Genomic DNA, 9,157 nt, shown 5'->3' with positions numbered 1-9,157 from the left:
CTGAATTTGTGAGGCCGGGGGGCCAGCCCCCCGGACCCCCCGGAGTATTTAGGAAAAGATGAAGTTAAAATTCGACCGGGCCGTCAAGCTCGTGGACCTGCCAGGGCAGACCGTGTTCGTTCAGCATGTCCATGAAGTTGTCCGGGTCCAGCTGTTCCATGTTCCACACGCCGGGTTCGCGCCAGTTGCCTTTCAGCACCTGAGCGGCACCGATCATTGCGGGGACGCCGGTGGTGTAGCTGACGGCCTGACTGCCGACCTCGGCATAGCATTCTTCGTGGTCGCAGATGTTGTAGATGTAGTAGGTCTTCTCGCCCGAGCCGTCCTTGGCCTGACCTGTGGCGATGTCGCCGATGCAGGCCTTGCCCTTGGTTTCCGCGCCCAGATCGCCGGGATCGGGCAGCAGGGTTTTCAGGAACTGGATCGGGATGATTTCCTTGCCGTCATGCATCACCGGGTCGATGCGGGTCATGCCAACGTTTTCCAGCACCTTGGCGTGAGTGATGTAGGCGTCGCCGAACGTCATCCAGAAGCGGGCGCGCTCGATCTCGGGGAAGTGGGTCGAGAGCGACTCCAGTTCCTCGTGATACATCAGGTACATGTTCTTGGGGCCGATGGCGGGGAAGTCGAACTCGACCTTGTGGGTCATGGCTGGGGAGTGTTTCCACGCGCCACCTTCCCAGTGGCGCACTTCGGCCAGCACTTCGCGCAGGTTGATCTCGGGGTTGAAATTGGTGGCAAACTCCTGATCGTTGCTGCCGCCATTGGCGTCTAGAACGTCAATCTGGCGGATGGTGTCCAGCTTGTGTTTCTTCAGCCATGTGGCAAAGACGGAGGTCACGCCCGGATCGAAACCCGAGCCGAGGATGGCTGTCAGGCCGGCCGCTTTGAACCGTTCCTGATAGGCCCATTGCCAGTGGTATTCGAACTTGGCCTCATCCTCGGGCTCATAATTCGCGGTGTCGAGATAGTGGATACCGGCCTCGAGGCACGCATCCATCAGCACCAGATCCTGATAGGGCAGGGCAAGGTTCACGAGGATTTCCGCCCCGGTTTCCTTGATCAGCCTGACCGTGTCCTCGACCTTATAGGCGTCCAGTTCGGCGGTTTTGATGTCCACGCCGACGCGGTCCTTGACGGCTGCGGCGATGGCGTCGCATTTCGATTTCGTGCGGCTGGCCAGAGTGATTTCGGTGAAGATGTCCGAATTCATCGCCATCTTGTGCACAGCAGCGTGGGATACGCCGCCTGCGCCGACAACCAGTGTTTTGCCCATGGTGTCCTCTCCTCTCGGGTTATTCGTAATAGGTGTAGCCGTTGATGCTGTCGCGGTAGGCGGCCATCAGGGTTTTGCGGTCTTTGGCCAGCAGAGTACCGGTCGAGATCGCCTCGTCCACCATTTTGCGGAAGGCGGCGACGCAGTCCTGCGGGTCGAACTCGACATAGGACAGGACTTGACTGATGGTGTCGCCCTCTTGTTCGTGCAGCAGGTCGAAACCGCCATCGGCGCGCAGGTCGATGGTGACGACATTGGTGTCGCCGAACAGGTTGTGCAGATCGCCCAGTGTTTCCTGATAGGCGCCGACAAAGAAGACGCCCATACAATATTCGCCATCCTCGGGCAGGGAATGCACCGGCAGGCTGGGCGAGACACCGTCGGCCAGAATGAAACGGTCGATCTTGCCGTCGCTGTCGCAGGTGATGTCGGACAGGACCGCGCGGCGGTCGGGGGTGTCGTTCAGCCCTTGCAGTGGCACGATCGGGTGCAGCTGATCGATGGCCCAGACGTCAGGCAGGGATTGAAACAGCGAGAAGTTGCAGTGGTAGATATCGGCCACTTTCTCAAGCTGGTCGTCCACATCCGTGTCCAGCTCGTCGCTTGCGGCCAGCGCCTTGAGGCGGGCCATCAGCGACAGATAGATGCGTTCGGCGCGGGCCATCTGGCGCAGGTCGACATAGCCGCGTCTGAACAGCGCGCGCAGTTCATTGCGATAGAAATTGGCGTCATTCCAGCATTCCTGCAGCCGGTCGCTGGACAGGTAGCCATGCACGGCGGCAAGGTCCGAGACCATGTGATGGTCGTCGGGTTCAACCTCGGGGCCGTTGGGGGCGTCATAAAGCGTGCTTTCCAGCACGTTGAACACCAGCATGGACGATGTCGCAACCACCGCGCGGCCGCTTTCGGTGACCAGCGTGGGGTGGGGCACCTCGGCCTCGTCCAGCGCATAGGCAACGGTTTCGACGACGTTGGCGCAGTATTCCTCGACCGTGTAGTTGATCGAGTTTTCGGCAGCCTTCTTCTCGCCTGTATAGTCCACGCCCATGCCGCCGCCGAGGTCCAGATGGGTCAGCGGAACGCCCTCTCGGGTCAGTTCGGTGTAATAACGGCACGCCTCACCCACGGCGCGGCGCACGTCGTTGACGTCCTGCACCTGGCTGCCCAAATGCGAGTGCTGCAGTTTCAGGCAATGCAGCAGCCCGGCCTCCTTCAGCTTGTCCACGGTGGCCACCAACTGGTCGGTGTTCATGCCAAAGGCGGATCGGTCGCCCGAGCTTTCCTCCCATTTGCCGCTGATCTGGTTGGTCAGTTTCACCCGCGCGCCCAGCAGCGGTTCGATGCCCAACTCGTTATAGACCTCGATCACCGTGTCGGCCTCTTTCGGGCTTTCCAGCACGATCACCGTATTGAAGCCGATCTTGCGGCTGAGGATGGCAAGCTGGATGAACTCGGCATCCTTGACGCCGTTGCAGACGATCAGCGCGTCGCGCGACAGCCGATGCGCCAGGGCAATCACCAGTTCGGGTTTCGACCCGGCCTCGAGCCCGTAGTCGTATGTCTTGCCGAATTCGACGATCCGGTCGACCACCTGCGCCTGCTGGTTCACCTTGATCGGGAACACGCCGCGATACGCCCCTTGGTAGCCGGTGCGGGCAATCGCATCGCGGTAGCTTTCGTTCAGATGCGCGATCTCGTGTTCCAGATAGGATGTCACGCGCAGCAGCATCGGGGCCTTGATGCCGCGGTCGTCCAGATCGGTCAGGATGCCGGGCAGGCTGATCGCCTCGGCCTCGGGGGCCATCGGATTGCGCAGACCGATCTCGCCCGCCTCCGTCACCTCGATGAGGCCCTTGCCCCATTTCTCAACCCCGTAGATGGAATGCGGTGCGTCGGGCGTGTGTTTCAATCAAGTCAGTCCTTAACGTAGGGTGCCGGTTTCGCGCCCGCCAATACGGCAGCAGTTTGATTCTTCCAAGTGTAAACTATGTGACGGGGATTGCCGAATTTTATGCGAAACTGCGGATCGGGATCAGATGGTTGTCCCATTGGCAATCAGACCGGGTCAGGATCTGTGTCCGCGGCCCGTCCAGCGTGCCGACAAGGCCGGTTCCTGTAGTGAAGACCAAACCGTTCGGACCAGACCCAAGACCGCAGACATCGTTCAAGGCGAAGGCGTCTAGGAAGGTTGCGGTCTGCACATCGAACCGGTGCAAAGCGTTGCCGCGCGGGCAGGTGATGGCGATGGCCGTCCCATCGGCTGAAAACGCTATACTGCCTGCATATCCCTGTAACCGGCTTTGATCCGCTTCGGGGGCCGATAGCAGCGTCGCAGCTTCACCCCGGCGGTGCAGACCCACCAGCGGAGGATGCTCGGACGCACTGCCCTGCCATTGCATCGCAAAACCGACAAGCCCGTCATCGCGTACGGTCAGATGCCGGATCGAGTTCTTGTGCATGGCGCGCGGCAGTTCCACCTGTTCCAGCAGTGTTCCGGACAGATCGAGGTAACTCAGATTCGGGCGCATCACCGGCAGGTTCAGTTTGGTGCGTCCGGTGTCCGGATGGGTTTCAATCCCGCCATTGGCGATCACCAGCGACTGCCCGTCTGGCATCAGTCGCATGTCATGGGGGCCAACGCCGCCAGACGAGAACTCACCCAGACGTTCAAAACTGTCCGCGTCCCAGATGCTAACTTTTCCGGTACCGGCTTCATAGTCGTTTTCGGTGGCAAAGAAGTGCATGCCATCGGCCGAAAACGTGCCATGCCCGTAGAAATGTCGCCCCTCCGGGGCTTCAAGCCGGGCCAGTTCCGTGCCGTTGGCGCAATCGATCACAACGGCGAAGGTTCCGGGGCGGCGCGCGAAGGCGACAGCCTGCGCTTTGTTCGGATGTGCGGCGGCGGCGTGGCCGCGCGCGGGCAGGGGCAGGGCGAACAGGATATCTCCATCGGCGGTCAACCCCGCCAGACGGAATGAACCGTCGGGGAACAGCCCTGCAGCCAGATAGTCTGGCGCGCCAACGGAAGCCCATCCCCGGATCGGGGTGATGCTCGCCGCCGCCAACCCGGCAAGAAAACGCCTGCGACTGGTCAAGGCTCAGTCCCCGTCCAATGAGTTGAAGCCTGCGCTGATCCCAAGGGTCGGGCCAAGTTCGGTTGAGGCGATGGTGCGGATGTCGGTGATGGATTGTTGCAGGGCTTCGATCCGAAACCGCGCCGCAGGGTCCGCCACGCCGGCCAATGCCGGATCATCAATCGACCGTGCAGTGCCTATCGCGCGAGCGAAGGCGGCGTCCAGATCGGAGGCGACCTCGGGGTGATCAGAGGATAACCGCGCCGCCAGATCGCGCAGCGCGATCAGCGACAGTTCCACATGCCGCAAGGATCGTTCAGAGCGTCGCGCCTCGGCCCGCTTGGGACGCGGGCGGTCGAATGTTCCGAGCGGTCGCCCCAGCCTTGTTGATGCGGTGAACTCAAGACCGGTCGAGAGCGCCTTGAACAACTCCTGCAGTGCCTCATCCTGCGTCCTATAGCGACTGTTGACGCCGGGTTGGGTCAGGCTGGGGGCGTAGGTCTGCCAGTCATCGGCCATCGCGCGGGCATTGGCGTCAATATCCGCTGTGATCACCTGAATCAGGGCGCAGCGGTAAGCAGCACTGCCCTGATCGGCAAACGCAGGGTCAAACAGCATCCGCTCCAAAGCAAAGAACCCACGCCCAGCCACCGAGGTTTCGGCGTAGACCTCAACGCTTTCAACGGCCGCGTCTTCGGCGGTGATATGCTGCGACAGGGCCTTGGAGGTAAACCCTTTGGTGTCGGGCCAGAAGGCCATGGCAAAAGCACGGTCATCCACCTCGGTCGGTCCAAAGCGTAAATGGCTGAGGGAAATCCAGCTGTCGAAAGACGCGCCATAGGCCGCGCGCAGGGCGGGTGAGGTTGGTTCGCAGTCCTGCTGTGCAGTCTCGGCCAGCGCGTCGGCGGTATCCGCCAGTTCGGCGAACCGGGGCAGGATATGCGACTGGGTCGCATCCAGCAGGATTGCGGAACGATCCTGTGCCAAAGCGCTAACCGGTAGCATCAGTGATGCGGCGATGAGGGGCAGTATGCGCATGTCAAAGGCTCTCAAGGAAACGGATCAGGGCGTCCCGGTCGGCCTTGGGCATTGAGACGACGGCATGGCGCGCCGCCTGCGCCTCGCCCCCGTGCCACAGGATCGCCTCCAGCAGATTGCGGGCGCGCCCGTCATGCAGGAATTGCGTGTGGCCCGAGACTCGTTCGGTCAGGCCAACGCCCCACAGCGGAGGTGTGCGCCATTCGCGACCGGTTGCGCGGGCTTCGGGGCGGTTGTCGGCCAGACCTTCGCCCATGTCGTGCAGCAGCAGGTCGGTATAGGGCCAGATCAACTGAAAACTCTGTTCGGGCCGGTCGTCCATGCGGTGTGTCACATGGGACGGCGTGTGGCATGCGGTGCAGCCCGTGGTGTAGAACACCTCTTTGCCGCGCAGAACCTCAGGGTTATCTACGTCGCGGCGGCCGGGCACGCCCAGATTGCGGCTGTAGAAGGCCACAAGATCCATGCCGATCTGATCGATCTCAAACCCGCGCGTGTCATCATCGCCATGCGGCGCGTCCGTGCAGGTGATCTGCGCGTCGGTACAATCCCCGTGCGGGGCCGGGAACAGTGGGCTTGAGATGCCGATATCCCCGGCAAAGGCCGCCGCTGACTGCTCCATGATCGTTGGCATGCCCGCCTTGTGCCCAAACCGGCCCATCATGGGGACATCGTATTCTGCCGACCAGACGATGTTCGCCCGGCCCGAGATCCCATCGCCATCCGAATCTTCGGGGTCGGCTTTGGCCAGAAGATCAGCGACCGGGATCGCCTCCAGCAAACCAAGGCCGATCATCTGCGGCGCGACGCGGGGGCTGAGCATCGCATCCGGGTGCAACGGACCATAGCCCAGATCGGCGGCCCGATAGGTCGGGCGGCGCAACGACACGATTTCGCCGTCCGACAGCGCGACCGGGACCTCTTCGTAAGTGATGTCCAACTGGTATTCCGCCGGGTGTCCGGCCAGCGCGAAGTCTTGCATCTGGCCACCATATGTCGGCTCTGGCAGGGTCGCGATATAATCCTCGATCTCGGGAAAGCCGTCGTTTGGGCCGCCCGGTATGGAGACTCGCAGGAACATAGACACCGCATTGTCATCCGGCCCGTTCGGCGTGTGCCCGCGCCCGTCCTTGATGTGACACCGCTGGCAGGACCGCGCGTTGTAAAGCGGACCCAACCCGTCAGATGCCAGCGTCGATGACGGCGACGACACCCAGATTTTCTTGAACAGCCCGTTGCCGACCTTGAAATCAAGCTCTTGCTCAAAGCTTAGGTTGCCCGAGGGTTGGGAAAACGCATCCGCATCGTTGCGCACGCGAACCGTTGCGGCCCCGGCGGGCAGGTCTTCGAACCGCTGCGGCACGCTGAAGTCCTGCGGCGGTGCAGTGACCGCCTCAACGCGGGCGCGTTCGTCATCGGTGCGGGGGGTGATGTTCAGGTGAAGGTCCTGCAGGGGAAGGTTTTGGGTTTCAGCAGGCAGGGCCGGGGTGGCCGCCAGGGCGGCCACTGACAGGGCAAAAAGACTATTCGCCTTCGTCCATTTTCGATGCGTTGAGTTGCGCATAATTGGCTTCGCCGATCCTTTCGTACAGGTCGAGCTGCGTTTCCAGGAAGTCGATATGGCCTTCCTCATCTGCGATCAATCCTTCGAACAGCGTCATAGAGACGTAGTCCCCGGCTTCCCTACAATAGTCGCGCGCTTCGGCATAAAGGGCACGAGCGTCCAGTTCGGCGGCCAGATCACACTCCAACGTTTCCTTTGGGTTCTGACCGATACGCAGCGGGTCCAGCTTTTGCAGGTTCGGGTGACCTTCCAGAAAGATGATGCGCTCAATCAGCTTGTCCGCGTGCCCCATCTCCTCGATGCTTTCTTCGCGGCTTTTCTTGGCCATATGGCCAAGGCCCCAATCTTCCTGAAGCCTGTAGTGTAGCCAATACTGGCTGACCGCGGTCAGTTCATGCCGCAGGGATTTGTTGAGATATTCTATGACCTTGGGATCGCCCTTCATCAGCTTTCTCCTGTGATACTCCGCTGCGCAACGCGCGGAGTTGCATGGGGACTTCCAGATTATCGCTAGAACGCATCGTGTCTAGGAAAAGCGGCATGCACCCGCCGCAATCCGCCGACTTTCCGAGGGCGTGGTAGATTTTGCCCGGCGTGATGATGGCCTGCGAATCCGCCGCGCGCATCCAGTCAATCGCGGCGCGGATGTCGTGGTCAGAGATGTTGGTGCAGTGGCATACGATCATGGCGAATCGAGGCTCGTTAGATTTCTTACTTAAATAGTAGGTTATTTGTTTCAGGTCCAGCGCGCTTTCATACGTCTTCGTGACCAGACCGGTCGGAACCGAGGTGTCGCCCCGTTTCCGACCGACGGGGCCGTTTAGTGGAAAACCGCGTCGGGGTTGTCCAGGCTGTCCGAGCCTTCGAACTCGATGTTGTCAAGCTCAAGTGCTGTGACGATGCGTTCGATGGTCTTGGTCTGGTCGATCAGGCCGTTGACGCCGCCCATGATCAGCGCCTCGCCACCGGCATTGCCGCGTTCCAGCATCTGGTCATAGGCAAATCCGGCCTCGGCGGTCGATTTCATCACGCCAAGCGCCAGCATCGTGTTTGCCAGCTTGGTCTTCATTTCCGCGTCCAGCGCAGGATCGCTTGCGATCACCAGCTCCGACAGCGATGCGCCGCTGACCGGCGTACCGTCGATACGGGTATAGCTGCCCAGATAGACGTTCTGGATGCCAACCCCGTTATAGTAGTGGTCGTTATGGGTGTTGTCGGCAAAGCACGAATGCTCTTCTTCTGGATCGTTCAGCATCACGCCCAACCGCATGCGTTCACCTGCGGTTTCCCCATATGACAGCGAACCCATGCCGGTCAGGATTGCACTGATGCCAGCGTCTTCGTTTTGGGTCAGAGCGGCGCGGGCTTCTCCACCTTCGGCCCACTGTGCCGCCATCCATTCCAGATCGCTGACCAGCAGATCGGTGGCAGCGCTCAGATATTGCGCGCGGCGGTCGCAATTGCCGTTGGTGCAGTCATCGCCCTGCGCATAGTCGGTGGCCGGACGGTTGCCCGCGCCAGCACCGTGGCCGTTCAGATCCTGACCCCACAAAAGGAACTCGATCGCGTGGTAGCCGGTGGCGACGTTTGCCTCGACCCCATCTGCCTCGTGCAGCGTGTCGGCCAGCAGCTCCGGCGTGATCTGGGACGCGTCAACAGTGTTGCCCGACAGATCAAAGCTTGGGTTGGCAATGACGTTCAGAACGGCGAACTCGTTTTCGTCGCTGGGCCCACCGTAAGAGGCGTCAACATAGTCGATCATCCCTTCGTCCAGCGGCCATGCGTTCACCTTGCCTTCCCAGTCATCAACGATGGCATTGCCAAAGCGATAGACCTCGGTCTGCTGGTAGGGAACACGCGCCGCCAGCCAGGCCGCGCGGGCGGCGTTCAGCGTGGCATCCGACGGATCGGCGATCAGGGCGTTAACGGCCGCTTGCAGCGATTTTGCCGCGATCAGGCTGTCGTCATATTTGGCTTCGGCGATGTCGGCATAGGTGTTCAGAACATCGGCTTTTGCGGGTGCATCACCGGCCAAGGCGCTGGTTGCGGCACAAAGTGTTAAAGCGCTGGCAGCGGTCAATAATCTGGTCATGAGGGTTCAGTCTTTCCTGTCAGAAACGGCTAAGTGGGCGAGTGGCCACATAGAGTTATGTATCAATAACTGAGTGATTAAGTCAGATTTGTCAACCTGAGTTTTATTGTCGG

8 protein-coding genes are annotated in these 9,157 nt (G+C 61.0%); all 8 read right to left on the bottom strand.

The annotated features are described in order from the left end of the window. Positions 1–64 precede the first annotated feature (64 nt). Positions 65–1,276: a saccharopine dehydrogenase family protein gene (locus tag ACR0MO_RS09415; protein WP_480582515.1), complete on the bottom strand. Its 1,212-nt coding sequence runs from the start codon at positions 1,274–1,276 to the stop codon at positions 65–67. Between the two features lie 19 nt (positions 1,277–1,295). Continuing rightward, complete coding sequence (gene speA / locus ACR0MO_RS09410; protein ID WP_480890863.1) at positions 1,296–3,185, bottom strand: biosynthetic arginine decarboxylase; 1,890 nt, start codon at positions 3,183–3,185, stop codon at positions 1,296–1,298. A gap of 100 nt (positions 3,186–3,285) precedes the next feature. Continuing rightward, positions 3,286–4,371, bottom strand: a complete 1,086-nt coding sequence (locus tag ACR0MO_RS09405) for a DUF1513 domain-containing protein (protein WP_480890860.1) — start codon at positions 4,369–4,371, stop codon at positions 3,286–3,288. A gap of 3 nt (positions 4,372–4,374) precedes the next feature. Continuing rightward, complete coding sequence (locus tag ACR0MO_RS09400) at positions 4,375–5,388, bottom strand: imelysin family protein (RefSeq protein ID WP_480780204.1); 1,014 nt, start codon at positions 5,386–5,388, stop codon at positions 4,375–4,377. A gap of 1 nt (position 5,389) precedes the next feature. Beyond that, on the bottom strand, positions 5,390–6,952 hold the full coding sequence (locus ACR0MO_RS09395) for a di-heme oxidoredictase family protein (protein WP_170622961.1): 1,563 nt from the start codon (positions 6,950–6,952) through the stop codon (positions 5,390–5,392). Further along, positions 6,912–7,397 (bottom strand): bacterioferritin, encoded by a 486-nt coding sequence (bfr, locus tag ACR0MO_RS09390; protein ID WP_170452473.1) that lies wholly within the window; start codon positions 7,395–7,397, stop codon positions 6,912–6,914. The genes ACR0MO_RS09395 and bfr overlap by 41 nt, the downstream gene beginning before the upstream one ends. Beyond that, positions 7,345–7,638, bottom strand: a complete 294-nt coding sequence (locus ACR0MO_RS09385; RefSeq protein WP_170452471.1) for a (2Fe-2S)-binding protein — start codon at positions 7,636–7,638, stop codon at positions 7,345–7,347. Before ACR0MO_RS09385 ends, bfr begins: the two co-directional genes overlap by 53 nt. 134 nt (positions 7,639–7,772) lie before the next feature. Continuing rightward, positions 7,773–9,044 (bottom strand): imelysin family protein, encoded by a 1,272-nt coding sequence (locus tag ACR0MO_RS09380; RefSeq protein WP_170622962.1) that lies wholly within the window; start codon positions 9,042–9,044, stop codon positions 7,773–7,775. Positions 9,045–9,157: the final 113 nt, after the last annotated feature.

The sequence above is a fragment of the Ruegeria sp. K5 genome (assembly GCF_056531805.1).
Note: the sequence above shows the minus strand (reverse complement) of the source record. Positions and strands in the feature narration are given on the sequence as shown.

Bases quoted from the DNA above. Each gene is read 5' to 3' on its own strand.
- ACR0MO_RS09415 (WP_480582515.1), bottom strand. From the start codon at position 1,276: ATGGGCAAAACACTGGTTGTCGGCGCAGGCGGCGTATCCCACGCTGCT.
- ACR0MO_RS09400 (WP_480780204.1), bottom strand. From the start codon at position 5,388: ATGCGCATACTGCCCCTCATCGCCGCATCACTGATGCTACCGGTTAGC.
- ACR0MO_RS09395 (WP_170622961.1), bottom strand. From the start codon at position 6,952: ATGCGCAACTCAACGCATCGAAAATGGACGAAGGCGAATAGTCTTTTT.
- bfr (WP_170452473.1), bottom strand. From the start codon at position 7,397: ATGAAGGGCGATCCCAAGGTCATAGAATATCTCAACAAATCCCTGCGG.
- ACR0MO_RS09385 (WP_170452471.1), bottom strand. From the start codon at position 7,638: ATGATCGTATGCCACTGCACCAACATCTCTGACCACGACATCCGCGCC.
- ACR0MO_RS09380 (WP_170622962.1), bottom strand. From the start codon at position 9,044: ATGACCAGATTATTGACCGCTGCCAGCGCTTTAACACTTTGTGCCGCA.